The following is a 16,405-nucleotide window of genomic DNA, read 5'->3' on the forward strand; positions in this document are numbered from 1 at the left end:
CTGCCCCCCTCCCCCTTGCGGGGGGGGGCGGGGGGTGGGGGTGGCCCCGGATGAGGCTCGAACGTGGCCGCTGCGTTACGCCCGAGCGCGGCGCTGGGTTCTGGACCACCCCCACCCTTACCCTCCCCGCAAGGGGGAGGGGGCGGAGACGTCGTGCTCCGATGGACTGCCTTGGTGTCGATCATCGCCTTCACCTCAGCATGTAGCGCCGCGCGAGCGGCAGTTCGGTCGCGGGCTCGCAGGTCGCGAGTTCGCCGTCGACGAAGACGTCGAAGGTCTGCGGGTCGACGCGGATGTGGGGCAGGGCGTCGTTGTGCAGCATGTCGGACTTCTTCAGCCCCCGCGTGCCGCTTGCCGGCAGCAGGATCTTGGAGACGCCGAGCTCCTCCCGCAGGCCGCGGGCGATGGCGAGCGGGTGCACGAAGCAGGCGGAGAGCGCCGGCGCGGCCTTGCCGTAGGCGCCCCACTGCGGACGCAGCATCATCGGCTCGCAGGTCATCAGCGAGGCCGCGCTGTCGCCCATGGCGCCCCAGGCGATGAAGCCGCCCTTGATGATGAGCTCCGGCTTTATGCCGAAGAACGCCGGCCGCCAGATCACGATGTCGGCCATCTTGCCGTCTTCCAGCGAGCCGATGTGCTGGGCGATGCCAAAGGTGCGCGCGGCGTTGATCGTATATTTGGCGACGTAGCGCTTGATGCGCTCGTTGTCGCCGAAGCCGGGCTTCTCCTCCGGCAGCAGGCCGCGCTGGTCCTTCATCTTGGAGGCGAGCTGCCAGGTCCGGCAGATGACCTCGTGGATGCGGCCCATGCCCTGGCTGTCGGAGCCCAGCATCGAGATCGCGCCGATGTCGTGCAGGATGTCCTCGGCCGCGATGGTTTGCGCGCGGATACGGCTTTCCGCGAAGGCCACGTCCTCCGGGATCGCCGGATTGAGGTGGTGGCAGGTCATGGTCATGTCGAGGTGTTCGTCGAACGTGTTGACCGTGTAGGGGTTGGTCGGGTTCGTCGACGACGGCAGGCAGTAGCCTTCGCCCGCCACGCGGATGATGTCCGGGGCGTGGCCGCCGCCAGCGCCCTCGGTGTGGTACATGTGGATCGTCCGGCCGCCGATCGCGGCCAGGGTGTCCTCCAGGAAGCCGCTCTCGTTCAGCGTGTCGGTGTGCAGCTGCACCTGGTAGTCGAACTCGTCGGCCGAGCGCAGGCAGGCGTCGATCGTCGCCGGCATCGCCCCCCAGTCCTCGTGGATCTTGAGCCCGAGGCATCCCGTCTCGAGCTGCTCCCTGAGACAGCCCGGAATGTGGCTGTTGCCGCGGCCGAGGAAGCCGAAGTTCATCGGCCAGGCCTCGGAGGCCTGGATCATCTTGCCGGTGTTGAACGGGCCGCCGGAGTCGATGCCGACCGTGATGGGGCCGAGCGAGCCGCCGAGCATGGTCGTCAGGCCGCTCGCCAGCGCGTGGTCGACGAGCCCCGCGGAGTCGAAGTGCACATGCACGTCGATGCCGCCGGCGGTGGCGATCAGGCCCTCGCAGTCGCGCACGGTCGTGCCGGCGCCGACGATCAGCCGCGGGTCGACGCCGTCCATGACCGCGGGGTTGCCGGCCTTGCCGACGCCGACGATCCTGCCGTCCTTGATGCCGAGATCGCCTTTGACGATTCCGAGCACGGCGTCGATCACCAGCACGTTGCACAGGAGGAAGTCGAGCGCGCCCTCAGCGTTGGCGATGCCGGCGGCGAGCCCCATGCCATCGCGCAGCGTCTTGCCGCCGCCGTGCAGGCACTCGTCGCCGTAGGTCGCGTAATCCTTCTCCACCACGGCGATGAGCGAGGTGTCGCCGAGCCGGACGCCGTCGCCGACGGTCGGTCCATAGAGCGCGGCGTAGTCCTTGCGGGCGATCGTGACCATGGCTTGTCTCCTCAGGCGCCGCGGAAGCCGGCCGCGCGGGCCTTGGCGAGCGCGACGTCCTTCGCCTCCGGACTGGTGGTGTCGCCGCCGAGGCCATTGAGGCCGCCGACGAAGCGGCTCCCGCCGAAGGTCGTCAGCGTCACCTCCTTGGTCTGCCCCGGCTCGAAGCGCACGGCGGTCCCTGCAGGAATGTCGAGCCGCATGCCGAAGGCCGCCGCGCGGTCGAAGTCCATCGCGCGGTTCACCTCGAAGAAGTGGAAGTGCGAGCCAATCTGCACCGGCCGGTCGCCGCTGTTGGTCGCCTCCAGCATCACGCGCGGACGCCCGTCGTTCAGCTCGATCTCGCCCTCGAGCGCGAGCGTCCCGCCGGGCTGCACCGGATCGGCGTCGGATCCCTCCGCAGGACGGATCGGCTCGTGCACCGTGACAAGCTTAGTGCCGTCGGGAAATACGCACTCGACCTGCAGGATGTGCAGCATGGCGGGCACGCCCGAAAGCACGTCGTCGCTGGTCAGCACGGTCGCGCCGAAGCCGATGAGGTCGGCGACCGTGCGGTCCTCGCGGGCGCCTTCCAGGATCTCGTCGGTGATCAGCGCCACCGCCTCCGGGTAGTTGAGCTTCAGCCCCTTCGCCCGGCGTTTTCGGGCGAGCTCCGCCGCGGTGAAGATCGTCAGGCGTTCGAGTTCCGTCGGGGTCAGCAGCATGGGCGCTCGCGGAGGGTCAGTTCGAGAAGAGGCGAAGCTCGCCCCGGGCGTGGCGGGCGGCGGCGATGTCGAGGCGGGGCGCGAAGCTCGCGATCTTGTCCGGCGCAGGCGCTGCGGCGAGCTCGGCGAGCACCGGCAGCAGGCGGCGGACGACGGCCTGCGCCGCGACCGCGCCGACGACGCCGAGACGGACGGCGGCGGTGGTGAAGCCGGAGAGAACCATGTAGCCGGAGGCGAGCGTCGCGCCTTCGGCGTCGAGGCCCGCGCCGCGCCAGACCACCCCTTGCGTCGGCGCGAGATGGCCCTGCGCGCGGCCGGCGCGCACCCGCGCCTGCCAGTCCGCCGCGCCCGGCGTCGCGATGCGGACATGGGCCGCTAGAAGCCCCGCGCCATTGCGGCGGGAGCCGGCGCGGAACGGCTCGGAGAGCGTCGCCGCCTCCACCTCGGCGTCGATCTCGGCGACCGCGTCGAGATCGCCCGCGCGGTCGAACGCCTGCAGCATGGCGACCCGGTCGGCGGTCGCCCAGCGGCGGCGAAGAACGCCGGCGATCACCCGCTCCAGCGCCTCGCCGTCCAGAGGCTCGGACGCCGCGAGGCCTTCGAGCCCGTTCGAGAACGCGAAGCCGCCGCTCGGAAAGGCGGCGTCCGCCTGCCACATCGCGAGCAACGGGCCGATCACGCCGCGAGGTCCTGCGTGACCACGGTGCTCTTGATCGAACGGCCGGCGAACAGCGCGTCGAGCCGCGCGAAGTAGGCCTCCGCCGGCCCTTCGAGCGCGACCAGCAGGCACTCGCCCTCGAAGCGCACGCGCCAGTGCAGGTTGCCGGCGTGGTAGCCGAGCTCGACCGCGTCGGCGATCGAGGCCGGCTGCAGGCGAAGCCAGCGCTCCACCTCCGCCCGCACCACGATCGCGCGGTCGTCGTCGATCAGCAGCACGGCGCCGTCGAACAGCTTCTGCTCGCGGGGCAGCGCGATCGCCAGCTCCTCGCCCTTCGGCGTGGTGAGGCGCAGGCGGCGGCGCGCCATGTCGGCGCTCGCGATGGTCACGGTCTCCACAGCCCCGCGGTGTTCGAGATGATGGAGGCGCCGGTGGAGGCCGGGCTCGGCCCTGTCTCCGACGACGCTGTCGATGTGCAGCATTGAGGCGGGTCCTGTGGTGGCGCGCGGCGTCAGGAGGCGAGCAGGTCCTTGAGCTTGGCGTCGATGAAGTCGACGTCGGTCGGGTTGGTGCCGGGGCCGCCGGCGAAGTGGCCCCAGATCGAGGGCACCGGCACGAGGGTGGCGTTAGGCATGTGCGCGACCTCGAACTCGCTGTCCTCGGGGGGGAAGTAAAGGTCGGTCTGCCCCGGCATCACGAAGGCCTTGGCCTTGATCGCGCCGAGCGCGGCCTTCAGGTCGCCGCCGTAGAGCGGGTTGTCGCTGATGTCGCCGTTCTGCCAGGTCCACAGCATCGTCAGCAGGTTGTTGGCGTCCTTGGGCAGGAAGAAGCCCTCCCAGAAGGCCACGAGGAAGTCCTCGAGCGAGGAGTAGCCCAGCGCTTCGATGTCCAGCTTCTCGCGATAGAACGCCTGAGAGAAGCCCCATCCGGCATAGACCCGCGCCATCGCCCGAAGGCCCCGCGCCGGCTTGTCGACGTACCAGCCCTCGGCGAAGGCGGCGTCCGCGGTCAGCGCGGCCTTCACGCCCTCGAGGAACACGAAATTGTGCCGCGAGCACTTGGCGGACCCGCAGAACGGCGCGATCAGGTCCATCATCTCGGGGAACAGCGCGCCCCAGTGGAAGGTCTGCAGCGCGCCCATCGACCAGCCCGTCACCAAGCGGACATGCTCGATCCCGAACAGCTCCGTCACCAGCCTGTGCTGGACCATGACGTTGTCGTAGGCCGTCACCTGCGGGAACCGCGGGCCGTTGTAGGGCTCCGGCGTGTTGCTCGGCGACGACGACAGACCGTTGCCGAGCATGTTCGGCACGATGATGAAGTATTTTTCCGGGTCGAGCGCCCGGCCGGGGCCGATCAGCCACTCGTTCTCGTAGTGCTGCCCCGAATACCAGGTCGGGTAGACGATCACGTTGTCCTTGGCGGGGCTCAGCGTCCCGTAGGTCTTGTAGGCGAGCTTCGCCCCACGGATCGTCGCGCCGCGTTGCAGGGACACATCGCCCAGTTCAAAGATCTTGTAGTCGACCGTCATCGCGAAAACCTCCTCGGGGCGTGGACCCGAGGCGCGTCGGGATGACCGGCGCGCCCCGGACGGCGTCGCTCAGCGGTGGACGGTCTTTGAGGTCGGAAGCCCCTCGATCGGGCATTCGTCGACGCCGACCGTCGGGCGCGTGAAGGACTCGACCATCTCGCGCGTGCCCTCCGGATCGGCGATCCAGCGCTTGTAGAAGTCGTAGGGGCACTCGGCCGCGCCCTTGTCGCCGTCGCCGGAGTTGATCATGCCGGTGTAGCCGCGGTGGACCAGCTTAAAGAGGTGGTTGTTGGACTGGCTGGTCTTGCGGAAGTCGCGGATCAGCGAAACCGAGAGCTGGGCGTAGTTGATCCCGTTCTCCTCGGTACCGCACTCGCCGAGCGTGCGGCCGTCGAAGCCGACGATCGCGGAGTGGCCGAAGTAGGAGTAGACGCCGTCGAAGCCCGTGGCGTTGGCGACCGCCACATAGGTGTTGTTCGCCCAGGCCATGGCCTTGGCCATCACCACCTGCTGGTCCTTCGCCGGGTACATGTAGCCCTGGCAGCGGACGATCAGCTCGGCGCCGCGCATGGCGCAGTCGCGCCAGATCTCGGGGTAGTTGCCGTCGTCGCAGATGATCAGGCTGATCTTCAGGCCCTTCGGACCGTCGGAGACGTAGGTGCAGTTGCCGGGGTACCAGCCCTCGATCGGCACCCACGGCATGATCTTGCGGTACTTCTGAACGATCTCGCCCTGGTCGTTCATCAGGATCAGAGTGTTGTAGGGCGCCTTGTTTGGGTGCTCCTCGTGGCGCTCGCCGGTGAGCGAGAACACGCCCCAGCACTTCGCCCTGCGGCAGGCGTCGGCGAAGATCTCGGTCTCCTCGCCGGGGATCGCCGCGGCGGTGTCGCACATCTCCTTCGAGTCGTACATGATCCCGTGGGTCGAGTACTCGGGGAAGATCACGAGGTCCATGCCCGGCAGGCCGGCCTTCATGCCGACCACCATGTCGGCGATCTTCTTGGCGTTCTGCAGCACCTCGGCCTTCGTGTGCAGGCGGGGCATCTTGTAGTTCACCACCGCCACGCCGACGGTGTCGTTGCTCGAGCCGATGTCACCGTGAATCATGTTCAGTCTCCTTGGGGCCTCCGGGCGCTTCGCATGAGCGCCGCGGGCGGAACGCGCGCCCCCCGTCGCCGCCGGCGCAGCGTGCGCCGGCGCGGCGTCGAGCAGCCCGCGGGGTCGAAGTGTCTGGTCCGGCGAAGCAAAGGCGCAGTCCGCGCCTGCGTCGCCAAATGAAATCAGCACCAAAACGACCGACGACGGCGCTGTCGCGGACGTGAAAAACAAAAAAGCCCGCCAAATCCTCTCGGGAGGATCTGTCGGGCTACATCGCCAAGCCGGATCGACCACCTTGTGATCCGGCGAAGTCGCTCGGCCGCTGCATCGCGCTCAAGCAACGCGGGGAGCTAAGCACCATCCGCGCGGAAGTTCAATAGCTCGTTGGCGTTGATGATCGCGCTCGCCATCTCCTCCATCGGCACCCGCTTCGACATGGCCTGGCGGCGGATGGTCTGGAACGCCTCCTCCTCGGAGATGCCCTGGTTCGCCATCAGGATGGTCTTGGCTTTCTGGATCTGCTGGATGCCGTTGAGCTTGCGCTCGAGCTTGCGCAGCCGCCGGGCCTGCTCCTTGCGCTCGAGCCAGAGGCTGCGCGCGAGCGCGATTTGCGTGAGCAGGCCGAAGGGCTTAAGCGGCCGCTCGATCACTGCGAGCGCGCCGCTCTCCAGGAGCAGCGAGAGCGTCGAGGGGTTCTCGTAGCCAACGATCGCGATCACGGTCGGGGGCGAGTCGGCGCGCGACTTCATCAGCTTCAGCAGCCCGTCGCGGTCCTCCTGCTCGATCGTCAGCAGCACGAGGTCGACGTTGTCGGAGTAGGCCTCGGGGATTGGCCAGGTCGTCTCCACGAAGCAGCCGATGCGCTTGAGGTGATCGACGAGCTGCTTGCCCTCTGGATCGTTGGGGTGGATCGCCTGGACGCGCAGGCCTTTGATGTCGCGCAGGATCTGGATCGCCATCGCCCGCGGCCTCAGCGCGCGCCGGGCGACGGTTCGACGAAGTCCGCGGACCAGTCGTCGAGCCGTTGCGTCACGCAGTAGGGATCGGGCTTCACGCGCACGCCGGGGTTCCAGACGATCTGGAACGCGCCCTTGGCGTCGAGCCGCGCCACCCGCGGCCAGAGGTAGGTGTGATGGTTCTCCGGGTCGACGCGCACGCGGCCCTGCGGCGCGTCGATCTCGACGTCCATGATCTCGGCCAGCACCCGCCGCGGGTCGTCCGCGCCGGCGCGCGCGAGGGCTGCGGCCGCGAGATGGACCTGGAAGTAGGCGGCCTCCGCCGCCGAGGGGATCGGCGCGTCGGCGCCGAAGCGCTGGCGATAGGCCGCCACAAACTTGCGGGCCGCGGGCGAGCCGAGCGTCGAGAAGAAGGTCGCGGCCGAGATGTGGCCTTCGGCGACGCCCGGCCTCATCTCGGCGACGTCGGCCTCGGAGGTGGTGAGGCTCGCGATCGGCATGTCGGACGCCTTGAATCCGGCGTCGGCGTAGGCCTCGTAGAACGCCGGCGTCGCCTGGCCGACGATGGTCGAGAAGATCACGTCGGGACTGAGCTTCCGGATCCGCTTGATCACGGTCTTCAGGTCGTCCGCGGCGGCGTCGAGGGGAATGTAGATCTCGTCGAGGACCTTGCCGCGCGACTGGACCACGAAATCGCTCATGATCCGGTTGGTCTCGTAGGGGTAGACGTAGTTCGAGCCGACGAAGAGATAGCGCGGGCCCTGGCGGGCCAGCAGGTACTTGGCGAGCTGGAACGCGTTCTGATTCGGCGCGGCGCCGGTGTAGATCGTCTGCAGCGAGTACTCGAAACCCTCGTAGAGCGTGGGATAGAACAGCAGGCCGCGGAAGGGCTCCACCGCCTGCAGCACCGCCTTGCGGACGCTCGACATGTAGCAGCCGAAGATCAGGCGGACGCCGTCGGCCGCGATCAGCTGCTCGGCGAGCGCCCGGAAGCGCTTGGGGTCCGAAGCGCCGTCATAGACGACCGGCTGGAGTTCGCGGCCCATGACGCCGCCGGCGGCGTTGATCTCGTCGATCGCCAGCAGCGTCGCGTTGAGCTGGGCGCGCTCGACGTTGGCCGTCACGCCCGTCATCGAGAACAACACGCCGATCCGCCAGGGCTCGCCCGTCACCGTCACGCTCCGCACCGTCCATCCCGCCCGCGCTCGGCGGCCGGACGCATGGATAGACCATTTTTCGCGCGCGCAGCACGCCCTCGTTGCTCTTTGACGCGCCACGCCTAAAATCCGGTCGCCGCGGCGCCGATCGCGGTTGCGCGGAGCGCGGAGCTCCGCCCTAATAGGCCGCAGCGGCCCCGGACCAGGCTCGTCGCGCCCCCATAATCCCGGTTGCGGACCCCATGACCCTCATCACGACGCCGTCGCGCGACGACGCGGCGGTCGACGACTTCCATCGCCTGTTCGACGCCGTCGCCGCCTGCGGCGCCACCGTAGGCGGCGGCGTCGAGCGCCAAAGCGCCAGCGCCGCCGACGGCGCGGCGCGGCGCGTTTTCGCCGCGGCGCTCGAGGCGGCCGGCGCGACGGTGCGGACCGACGCCGTCGGCAACCAGTACGGCGTGTTCGCGCTCGCCGACCGGATCGACGCGCCGCTGGTGATGCTCGGCTCCCACCTCGACAGCCAGCCGCGCGGCGGGCGCTTCGACGGCGCGCTCGGCGTCGTCGCGGCGGCGGCGGTCGGCGCGGCGCTGATGCGCGCCAAACGGGCGGGCGCCCGCTTCGACGCTGACTATTGCGCGGTGAACTGGACCAACGAGGAGGGCGCCCGCTTCCGCCCGAGCCTGCTCGGCAGCGGCTTCTTCACGGGCAAGCACGACGCGGACTTTGCACTCTCCCGCGCCGACGACGCCGGCGTGACGCTGGGCGAGGCGCTCGCCGCCATCGGCCAGCGCGGGGCGGACGCGCCGCCGCCGTTGCCGGCCTGCTATCTCGAGCTCCACATCGAGCAGGGCCTCCATCTCGAGAGCGCGGCCGCGGACATCGGCGTCGTCCGCCGCAACTGGGGAGCGATCAAGGTCGACGTCCGGTTCCAGGGCGAGCAGGCCCACACCGGCCCGTGCCCGATGCCGCTCCGCCGCGACGCGTTGCTCGCCGCCGCCTACCTCATCGCCGAGGCGCGGGCGATCGCGGACCGGTGGCCGGGCGTGGTCCACACCTCCGTCGGCCGCATCGTCGTGGCGCCGAATTCGGCCAACGTCGTGCCGTCCGAGGTCGCGCTGTCGCTGGAAATACGCTCGGCCGACGACGCGGTGCTGGCGGAGGCCGGCGCGCTCGGCGCCCGCGCCATCGCCGAAGCGGCGGAGCGCGCCAACGTCACCGTTACGGCCGACCGCGCGGAGCGCCCGATCCGGCAGCTGCCCACGGAGGTCTGCGACCTCGTGGCCGCCTGCGCCGGAGCGCTCGGCCTCAGCTGCCGCGACGTCGACACGGTTGCGGGCCACGACGCGATCAGCCTGCTCGGCCTCTGCCCGACGGGGCTGATTTTCGTGCCGAGCGTCGGCGGCGTCGCCCACAACGAAGGCGAGTTCACCGCGCGCGCCGACATCGAGAACGGCCTCCGCCTCTGCCTCGAGGCCGCGTGGCGGCTCTGCCAGGCGGGCGGCTCGCCGGAGCGCGCGACCCTTGCCGGAGGCCCCGTATGACCCCCTTTGGCTCCGCCGCGAACGCGTTCGACGAGCGGGTCGAGGCCGCCATAGCCCGGCTGCCGCAGCTCCCGGGAAAGGTGACGCGCTATGGGCTCGCGGCGGCCGCGGTCGCCTCGCCGGTGCACCGCGGCGTGGCGTCGGACGGCGTGCGGCTCGACCTCGACGACGGCCGCTCCGTGTTCCTGAAGATCCGCCACGCCGACTGCGCCGCCGACATCGCGCCGCAGGCGGCGGAGGCCGCGCGCAAGGCCGCCGCGCTCGGCGTCGGGCCGGCGGTGGTGGACGAGGCGGACGGGTTGCTGGCGCTCGATTTCCTCGACGCGCCCTGGCGCTACGGCCGCGTCGGCGACCTCCAGGACTTGGCCGTTCTGGGCCGAGCCCTGTCGCTCACGAAGCGGCTGCATGGCGACGGCCTGATCGGGCGGCGGTTCGATCCCTTCGCCCGCGTCGCAGCGCTCTACGTGGAAGCCCAGGACGCCGGCGCCCCGCTGCCGGACGACACGGGCCGGCTGATCGCGGCCTGCGCCCTGATCGGTGAGGCGATCTCGGCCGCAGGCGTCGATCTCGCCTTCTGCCGCAACGACGGCGTCGCCTCCAACATCATGCTCCAGCCCGAGACCGGAGAGCTCCAGCTCACCGACTTCGACCTCGCGGGCGACAACGACCCCTGGTTCGACGTCGGCGCGCTGATGAACGAGGCCTGCCGTTTCGAGGCGGACCAGTGCGCGGCGCTCGAGGCCTACGCCGGCGCTTGCGACGAGCGCGTCCTGAACCGCTGCCGGCTCTACGGCGCGGTCGACGACGTGATGTGGGGGCTCTGGGGCGTCGTGCGCGCCGTCACCTCGCCCCGCACCGGCGTCGAGTTCTACAAATACGGGACGTGGCGGCTGTCGCACGCGCGGGCGACCGCCGCGGACCGCGCGTTCGAGGTCTGGCTGCGGCGGCTCTGAGGCGTCGTGGGAGAGGGAGGGAGCGGGCCGCCATGCTGACCTGGAAACGACCCGGCGAGGGCGAGAGCGCGGGCGAACGCGCGCTGGAGGCGATCCTCGCCGACGTGCCGCGCTGGCGGGGAGAGCCGCTGCGCTACCGCCCCGTGTCCGGCGGCATCAGCAACGCCAACTGGCGCATCGCGGTGGGGGAGGCGGGAGACTACTTCCTCAAGGTGCCCGGCCGCGGCACCGAGATGTTCATCGACCGGCTTGCGGCGAACGACGCCAGCCGCAAGGCCCACGCCAGCGGCTTCGGCGTCGAGGTGGTGGATTTCCTCCCCGATCTCGGCGTCGAGATCTTCGCCTTCGTCGAGGGCTACCGCGCCTCCTCGAACCTCGACTTCCTCCGCCCAACGGTGCGCCGGAACGCCGTCGCGGCGCTGAAGGCCTTCAACGATAGCGAACCGCTCGGCCTGACCAAGACCATCTTCGACATGATCGAGGAGCACGTCGCGCAGGTGGCTGAGGTCGGCGGCCGCCTGCCGGCCGACCAGCCCTTCCTGATGCGCCGCTACACCGAGGCCAAGGCGGCCCTGACCGCCTCCGGCACCGATCTCGCGCCCTGCATGAACGACACGCTCGCCGGCAACTTCATGATCGACGCGGCCGACAGCGTGCTCATCGTCGATTTCGAATACGCCTCGAACAACGAGCGCGCGTTCGAGATCGCCGGCTGGTTCGATGAGATGGCGTTCCCCGAGGCGGTGGAGCGCGAGATGCTGGAAGCCTACTTCGGCGCCGTCACGCCGCAGGTCGAGGCCCGCGTCGCCGTGCTGAAGGCGCTGGCGGACCTCAAGTGGTCGACCTGGGCGATGATCCAGGAGGCGGTCTCGACGCTCGACTTCGACTTCTACAAGTACGGCGCCTGGAAGCACATGCGCGCCCGCACCCTGTTCCATCATCCCGACTGGAACGCCTGGCTCCGCCGCCTCTGAGCGGTTTTCGGCTTGCGTTGGTGCGGTGAATCCCCGCCGTCATTCCGGGCGAAGTCCCGGGGCCCATAAGCCCGCGGGCGAAGATTGATCTCGACCCGCGGGATTATGGGCCCCGGGACAAGCCCGGGGCGACGGCGGAGCGTGGATGCGTGTCGATCGACATCGGGGAGACGCCCGGAACGACCGCGCGCTTGCTTCCACGCCTTCGGCGCGAGGAGGATCGCCCGCGCCCGGTTCTGCGGCGTGGAAGAGGAAGCGCGGGGATCCCTCCCCTGGGACAGGGGAGGGTGGACGGGCATAAGCCCGGCCGGGTGGGGTGGGCTTCAGGGTCAGGCTCCCGAACGCCGTCGCGCCCTACGCCCAATGCCCCACCCGACCTCGGCTCGCGCCGAGGCCACCCTCCCCACGCCTTCGGCGCGAGGAGGGATCGCCTGCGCCCGGTTCTCCGGCGTGGAAGACGAGGCGCGGGAATCCCTCCTCTGGGACAGGGGAGGGTGGACGGGCGTAAGCCCGGCCGAGTGGGTGGGCTTTAGGATGAGGCCCGCGCGCCGGCCGCCGCGCCCGCTTGGGATGACCTGAGGTCCTGGGTCCCGGCTCGAGGCCGGGACACGAGCGGAGCGGCTGACGAAACCGCCGGGCCTTGCCTCCCACACGCGCGCCCGCCGGGAGCGGCGCAGCGCTCTACTCGTCCGGATGCGGCTTCGGCCGGGCGGTCTGGTTCGGGTCGAACAGGCGGTACTCCCCTTCCTGCTCGCCGAGCGTGAGGCGGAGCGAGGACGAGTCGATCGCCGTCACCAGCCAGCCGTCCAGCATGTCGCCGAGGCGAAGCTGGCTGACCGTGTTCGAGCCCATGTCCTCGACGACCGCGACGGTCTCCTCCGGTCCCTCGATCACCCCGGCGAGGCGCAGGTTCGGCTGCGGGGCCGGCGGACGCGCCGTCACGGTCTCCGGTTCGGGTTCGGGCTCCGCCTCAACGGCGGCGGGCGGCTGCGGCGCGCGGCGCGACGGCGTGAACAGCGGCCGGTCGCGGAACGCGGAGAGGCTGTCCGCGCCGAGCGCGCTCAGGGGGTTGAGCGCAGCTTCGGCCGCGGGCGGGGCGGGCCTGTCCTCGGTGGTTTCCTGGGTGGCGGCGCCGATCGGAAGAACCGGAAGCGCGGCCGCAAGCAGCGCGGCGAGGGCGGCGCGAAGGATCGTTGTCATCCCGCGACGAACCTCCCCGGTCCATTGACCACGACGCCGACGCGCAGCGTCGGATCGTCGGGATCGGCGTCCGCCGCCGCGTCGAGACGCCGAACTTCGAGGCGCTCGACCGTCAGCAGCGGGAGGCCGGTCTCGATCCGGCGCAGCAGCTCGAGCAGCGCGCCGTTCCGGGTGTCGAAGGTGACGCGCAGCCGGACGCGGTCGTCGATCAGGTCCTGCGCCTCTCCGGGCGCCTCGACGTCCTGAGCCTCGATCAGGCGTCCGCCGGTCGCCTCGACGGCGTCGGTCAGCAGCCGCTGGAGAGCCGCCTTGGCGAGCGCAGGCGTCGCGCCGGGCACATAGATCGCGGAGGCGTCAATCGCCGTCGACGTCGGGCCGCCGGCCGCGGCGACCCGTCGCTCGAGCTGGGCGACGATCGCCTCCTGTCCGGCGGCCAGCCGATCGACCTCGGCCGCCTGCAGGACATTCAGGACCGAGAGCACGATCGCGGCGAGCGGCAGCAGGACAGCCGCGGTCACAAACGCCCAGAACGCGACGCCGCGGGACGACGCGGAGGCGCTCGTGCGGCCGAGGCCTCCCAGGCTCATACCGGCCGCCTCATGCCTGCCGCCTCATGGCTGAACCTTCGGGCCGGCCGGCCGCCGGCCGACGATCTCAAACCCGTCGCGGCCGTCGGCGTTGCGGGTCACCGGCGCGCTGAAGCGGGCCTCCGGCAGCGCGCCGGACGCTGTGAGCAGCCCGATCAGCTCCGGCGCGGCGTTCGAGACGCCGGCCAGCCGGACGCGTTCCGGATCGATCTCGAGGTCGCGCAGCGCCGTGCCGTCGGGCAGGGCGGCGGCGAGCTTGTCGACCAAAGTGACGACCGCCGTCTCCGGCCGCTTCTCCGCCATCAGGTCGTGCTCGCGCGCGCCGCCGCCGCTCGCCTGCATCAGCGTTCGGCGCGCCGCCTGGGACCGTCGCTCGAGGTCCGCCAGCCGCTCTTCCGCGCGGTGCAGGGCCCAGTAGGAGCCGGCGGCGAGCGGAACGAGCGCGCCGACGACGGCGACCGCCGCGATCGCGAGCCCCCGCCGCACGCGTCGGCGGAATGGATCGCGCCCGCCGCGCCAGAGATCCACGGACAGCGGGGCGTCGAGCGGCTCGCCCGCGCCGCCCAGCGCCGTCGGCGTGAAGCCGATCGCCGCGGCCTTGGCGATCCAGCTGTCGGCGACCTCGCGGGAGGCGGCGACGAAGCGCACGTCGAGCGAGCCGTCGGCGGCGTCGGAGGCGCGGTAGCCGTAGAGCACCCGCTCGGGCGCCCAGGGCGTAAGCCGTTCGAGCCGGTTTTCGATCACGGCGTCGAGGTAGTCGCGGGTCGCCGCGGGAAAGCTCAGGGTGCGGGTCAACACGGCCCCTGCCGGCAGCCGGAGCTCGCCTTGCACTGGCCCGCGCGCCGCGCCGTCCTTCGGGGCAAGGTGCTTCGCCGGCGCGCCGATGGGCGCGTCGTAGAGCGCGAGCGCGCCGTCCTCCGCCACGGCCACGCGGCGCGGCCCGCGCGCGAAGCGGGCGGCGAGCGGCGCAACGACGTCGACGATGGCCTCGGTCGCCTGGGCGAGCGTCTCCTTCAGCGCCATCGACGGCGGGCCCCCTCGGCGACATCCCTCGCGTCGGCGCCGCAGGCGCGCGGGTCAGCCGGTCGCACGGAGCACCTCGTCGATGGTGGTGAGCCCGCGCCCGGCCTTCCAGACGCCGTCCTCGAGCATGCTGGTCATGCCGCCGTCTCGCGCCGCGCGCTGCAGGCTCGTCGGATCCGGGCGCTCCCGGATGAGGCTGCGGACGGCGTCGTCCACCCTCAGCGCCTCGAACACGCCGATCCGGCCGCGGTATCCCGACTGCCCGCAGGCCGAGCATCCGACCGCGCGGTGGAATGACGCTCCGGGCGCAAGCGTCAGGCCGCGCGCCGCCGCAAGGGCGCGGGCGTCGTCGTCGGCCGCGGCGTCCGGGCGCTTGCAGCGCTCGCAGAGCCGGCGCACCAGCCGTTGGCCGATGACGCCCCGGAGCGAGGCGCCGATCAGGTAGGATTCCACGCCGAGGTCGGCGAGTCGGATGACGGCGTCCGCCGCCGTGTTGGTGTGCAGCGTCGTCAGCACCAGATGGCCGGTGAGCGCGGCCTGCGCGCCGACCGCCGCGGTCTCCTTGTCGCGCATCTCGCCAACCATGATGACGTCGGGGTCGTGGCGCAGGAACGAACGCAGGGCGGTCGCGAAGGTGAGCCCGATCGCCGGCTTGATCTGGGTCTGGTGCACGCCCGCGATCTGGTACTCGATCGGGTCTTCGACCGTCACGATCTTGCGGGCGGGGTCGTTGAGGGCGGCGAGCGCGGTGGCGAGCGTCGTGGTCTTGCCGCTGCCGGTCGGGCCGGTGACCACGACGATGCCGTGCGGCTCCGCGAGCAGGGCCTCGAAGGTCGCGCGGTCGCGCGGGCTCAGGCCAAGCCGCTCGAAATCGAGCAGCCGCGCGTCCTTCAGCAGCATGCGCAGCACGGCGGTCTCGCCGTACATCGTGGGCGCCGTGGCGACGCGGAGGTCGGCCTCCTGGCGGCCGATCTTGACGTTGGAGCGCCCGTCCTGCGGCAGGCGGCGCTCGGCGATGTCGAGGCCCGCCAGAATCTTCACGCGCGAGATAAGCCCCGCGGCGAGGCCCTTCGGCAACACCTGCTCGATGCGCAGGCGGCCGTCGATGCGGAAGCGCACCCGCACCTCCTCGCGGCCGGTCTCGATGTGGATGTCGGTCGCGCCGGTCTCGATCGCCCGCTCGAGCAACTGGTCGATCGAGCGCACGATCGGCGCGCCGCGGGCGAGATCCTGCAGCGCCTCGACCGTCTCGGCGCGGTCCGCGGCCGTCGCGGGCTCCGCGGAAAGGGTGGCGGCGGCGGCCTCGGCGTCGCGCTCGAACAGCAGCTCGATCTCTTCGAACGAGAGCACGACCAGCTGCGGCGGCGCGCCGAGCGCCAGGCCGACGGAGTCGATCGCCGTCTCGTCGGCGGGATTGGCGACCGCCGCGGCGAGCGCGCCGTCTCGTTCGAACGGGTAGATCCGCGCGTCCCTGAGGTAGCGGCGCGACAGGCCCTCGGTCCGGCCCTGTCGCTCCTGCACCTCCGCGAAGGTCAGGCGCGGGAGCGCGTAGGCGGAGGCGACCGCGTCGGCGAGATCGGACGCCGGTACTGCGCCCGAGCGCCAGAGGGCCTCGAGGTCCTCGGTTCCGTCCGCCGCGAAGCCGCGCCGGCGCAGCTCCTGCGCCAGGGCGAGCAGGCGCGCGTTCCCCGTTTCCGCCGCTCGGACGTCCTGAACCGTCATCCGCCGCCTCGCGCTCGAACCGCGGCCGGCCGCGCCGCGGTCGCCATCGGCCAGGCTGCATACGTCATTCTTGGTAGCACGCCGCGGCCCGCTCTAATCCAGCGAAGCCGGCCCCTGTCGCGCCGCCGTCGCACGCCGCCGCTACCGTTTGGCTCCGGCCCCACCGGCGCTCCGCCCACGAATCTGTTCATTTTCTTGGACACAACGCCCACGCGAGGAAACTACGAAATTTTGTGGTTAATGTCGCCGCCGAATTCTTTAGGTCAAGCCTGAAAGGCATGTAACGTATCGGATAACGACTGTAAAATTTGACTTCCCTTTTGTCTTCTTGCTTCATGTCGCCTGGGGAATGTGCGTGCATTCGGGGTCTTCATCATGGTAGCGGCGCTGCGTTTGGC

The 16,405-nt window shown here is 70.9% G+C and carries 15 protein-coding genes; 3 read left to right on the forward strand and 12 right to left on the reverse strand.

Annotation, left to right across the window (positions count from 1 at the left end):
* Window positions 1–190: 190 nt before the first annotated feature.
* From ureC to K244_RS0120420, 8 genes are all read right to left on the reverse strand, one after another.
* Window positions 191–1,903 (reverse strand): urease subunit alpha, encoded by a 1,713-nt coding sequence (gene ureC, locus K244_RS0120385; protein ID WP_020188152.1) that lies wholly within the window; start codon window positions 1,901–1,903, stop codon window positions 191–193.
* Between the two features lie 11 nt (window positions 1,904–1,914).
* Complete coding sequence (locus K244_RS0120390; protein WP_020188153.1) at window positions 1,915–2,607, reverse strand: urease subunit gamma; 693 nt, start codon at window positions 2,605–2,607, stop codon at window positions 1,915–1,917.
* A 16-nt stretch (window positions 2,608–2,623) separates the two neighbouring features.
* Window positions 2,624–3,286 (reverse strand): urease accessory UreF family protein, encoded by a 663-nt coding sequence (locus K244_RS0120395; protein WP_020188154.1) that lies wholly within the window; start codon window positions 3,284–3,286, stop codon window positions 2,624–2,626.
* Entirely contained in the window at window positions 3,283–3,747 is a 465-nt protein-coding gene (ureE, locus tag K244_RS0120400; RefSeq protein WP_020188155.1) for an urease accessory protein UreE, read from the reverse strand. Before ureE ends, K244_RS0120395 begins: the two co-directional genes overlap by 4 nt.
* Window positions 3,748–3,776: 29 nt before the next feature.
* Window positions 3,777–4,796: an alpha/beta fold hydrolase gene (locus K244_RS0120405; protein WP_020188156.1), complete on the reverse strand. Its 1,020-nt coding sequence runs from the start codon at window positions 4,794–4,796 to the stop codon at window positions 3,777–3,779.
* A 69-nt stretch (window positions 4,797–4,865) separates the two neighbouring features.
* On the reverse strand, window positions 4,866–5,903 hold the full coding sequence (locus K244_RS0120410; RefSeq protein WP_020188157.1) for an aliphatic amidase: 1,038 nt from the start codon (window positions 5,901–5,903) through the stop codon (window positions 4,866–4,868).
* A gap of 341 nt (window positions 5,904–6,244) precedes the next feature.
* Window positions 6,245–6,853: an ANTAR domain-containing protein gene (locus tag K244_RS0120415; RefSeq protein ID WP_020188158.1), complete on the reverse strand. Its 609-nt coding sequence runs from the start codon at window positions 6,851–6,853 to the stop codon at window positions 6,245–6,247.
* A gap of 11 nt (window positions 6,854–6,864) precedes the next feature.
* The gene (locus K244_RS0120420; protein WP_036307185.1) at window positions 6,865–8,022 is read right to left on the reverse strand and encodes a transporter substrate-binding domain-containing protein; all 1,158 of its coding nucleotides are present in this window, start codon (window positions 8,020–8,022) and stop codon (window positions 6,865–6,867) included.
* A gap of 227 nt (window positions 8,023–8,249) precedes the next feature.
* Between K244_RS0120420 and K244_RS0120425 the strand changes: the two genes are divergently transcribed.
* From K244_RS0120425 to K244_RS0120435, 3 genes are read left to right on the forward strand one after another with little or no spacing between them, the layout of a single operon-like run.
* Window positions 8,250–9,548, forward strand: coding sequence for a Zn-dependent hydrolase (locus tag K244_RS0120425; protein WP_020188160.1), 1,299 nt, complete (start codon window positions 8,250–8,252; stop codon window positions 9,546–9,548).
* Entirely contained in the window at window positions 9,545–10,501 is a 957-nt protein-coding gene (locus K244_RS0120430; protein ID WP_020188161.1) for a phosphotransferase, read from the forward strand. Before K244_RS0120425 ends, K244_RS0120430 begins: the two co-directional genes overlap by 4 nt.
* 32 nt (window positions 10,502–10,533) lie before the next feature.
* Complete coding sequence (locus K244_RS0120435) at window positions 10,534–11,475, forward strand: choline kinase family protein (protein ID WP_020188162.1); 942 nt, start codon at window positions 10,534–10,536, stop codon at window positions 11,473–11,475.
* A 681-nt stretch (window positions 11,476–12,156) separates the two neighbouring features.
* Here the strand turns inward: K244_RS0120435 and K244_RS22390 are convergent.
* The 4 genes from K244_RS22390 to K244_RS0120455 are packed head-to-tail and all read right to left on the reverse strand — an operon-like array spanning window position 12,157 to window position 16,007.
* Complete coding sequence (locus K244_RS22390) at window positions 12,157–12,675, reverse strand: hypothetical protein (protein WP_020188163.1); 519 nt, start codon at window positions 12,673–12,675, stop codon at window positions 12,157–12,159.
* Window positions 12,672–13,262, reverse strand: a complete 591-nt coding sequence (gene gspM / locus K244_RS0120445) for a type II secretion system protein GspM (RefSeq protein ID WP_020188164.1) — start codon at window positions 13,260–13,262, stop codon at window positions 12,672–12,674. Before gspM ends, K244_RS22390 begins: the two co-directional genes overlap by 4 nt.
* A gap of 24 nt (window positions 13,263–13,286) precedes the next feature.
* Window positions 13,287–14,285, reverse strand: coding sequence for a PilN domain-containing protein (locus K244_RS0120450; RefSeq protein ID WP_020188165.1), 999 nt, complete (start codon window positions 14,283–14,285; stop codon window positions 13,287–13,289).
* A gap of 54 nt (window positions 14,286–14,339) precedes the next feature.
* Window positions 14,340–16,007 carry a GspE/PulE family protein gene (locus K244_RS0120455; RefSeq protein WP_020188166.1) on the reverse strand — a complete coding sequence of 556 codons (1,668 nt, stop codon included), beginning with the start codon at window positions 16,005–16,007 and terminating at the stop codon, window positions 14,340–14,342.
* Window positions 16,008–16,405: the final 398 nt, after the last annotated feature.

It is taken from the genome of Methylopila sp. 73B (assembly GCF_000526315.1).
Lineage (GTDB): Bacteria > Pseudomonadota > Alphaproteobacteria > Rhizobiales > Methylopilaceae > Methylopila.

Excerpts from the sequence above, each read along its gene's own strand:
- ureC (WP_020188152.1), bottom strand. The coding sequence starts at position 1,903 with ATGGTCACGATCGCCCGCAAGGACTACGCCGCGCTCTATGGACCGACC.
- K244_RS0120390 (WP_020188153.1), bottom strand. The coding sequence starts at position 2,607 with ATGCTGCTGACCCCGACGGAACTCGAACGCCTGACGATCTTCACCGCG.
- ureE (WP_020188155.1), bottom strand. The coding sequence starts at position 3,747 with ATGCTGCACATCGACAGCGTCGTCGGAGACAGGGCCGAGCCCGGCCTC.
- K244_RS0120405 (WP_020188156.1), bottom strand. The coding sequence starts at position 4,796 with ATGACGGTCGACTACAAGATCTTTGAACTGGGCGATGTGTCCCTGCAA.
- K244_RS0120410 (WP_020188157.1), bottom strand. The coding sequence starts at position 5,903 with ATGATTCACGGTGACATCGGCTCGAGCAACGACACCGTCGGCGTGGCG.
- K244_RS0120415 (WP_020188158.1), bottom strand. The coding sequence starts at position 6,853 with ATGGCGATCCAGATCCTGCGCGACATCAAAGGCCTGCGCGTCCAGGCG.
- K244_RS0120425 (WP_020188160.1), top strand. The coding sequence starts at position 8,250 with ATGACCCTCATCACGACGCCGTCGCGCGACGACGCGGCGGTCGACGAC.
- K244_RS0120430 (WP_020188161.1), top strand. The coding sequence starts at position 9,545 with ATGACCCCCTTTGGCTCCGCCGCGAACGCGTTCGACGAGCGGGTCGAG.
- K244_RS0120435 (WP_020188162.1), top strand. The coding sequence starts at position 10,534 with ATGCTGACCTGGAAACGACCCGGCGAGGGCGAGAGCGCGGGCGAACGC.
- K244_RS22390 (WP_020188163.1), bottom strand. The coding sequence starts at position 12,675 with ATGACAACGATCCTTCGCGCCGCCCTCGCCGCGCTGCTTGCGGCCGCG.
- gspM (WP_020188164.1), bottom strand. The coding sequence starts at position 13,262 with ATGAGCCTGGGAGGCCTCGGCCGCACGAGCGCCTCCGCGTCGTCCCGC.
- K244_RS0120450 (WP_020188165.1), bottom strand. The coding sequence starts at position 14,285 with ATGGCGCTGAAGGAGACGCTCGCCCAGGCGACCGAGGCCATCGTCGAC.
- K244_RS0120455 (WP_020188166.1), bottom strand. The coding sequence starts at position 16,007 with ATGACGGTTCAGGACGTCCGAGCGGCGGAAACGGGGAACGCGCGCCTG.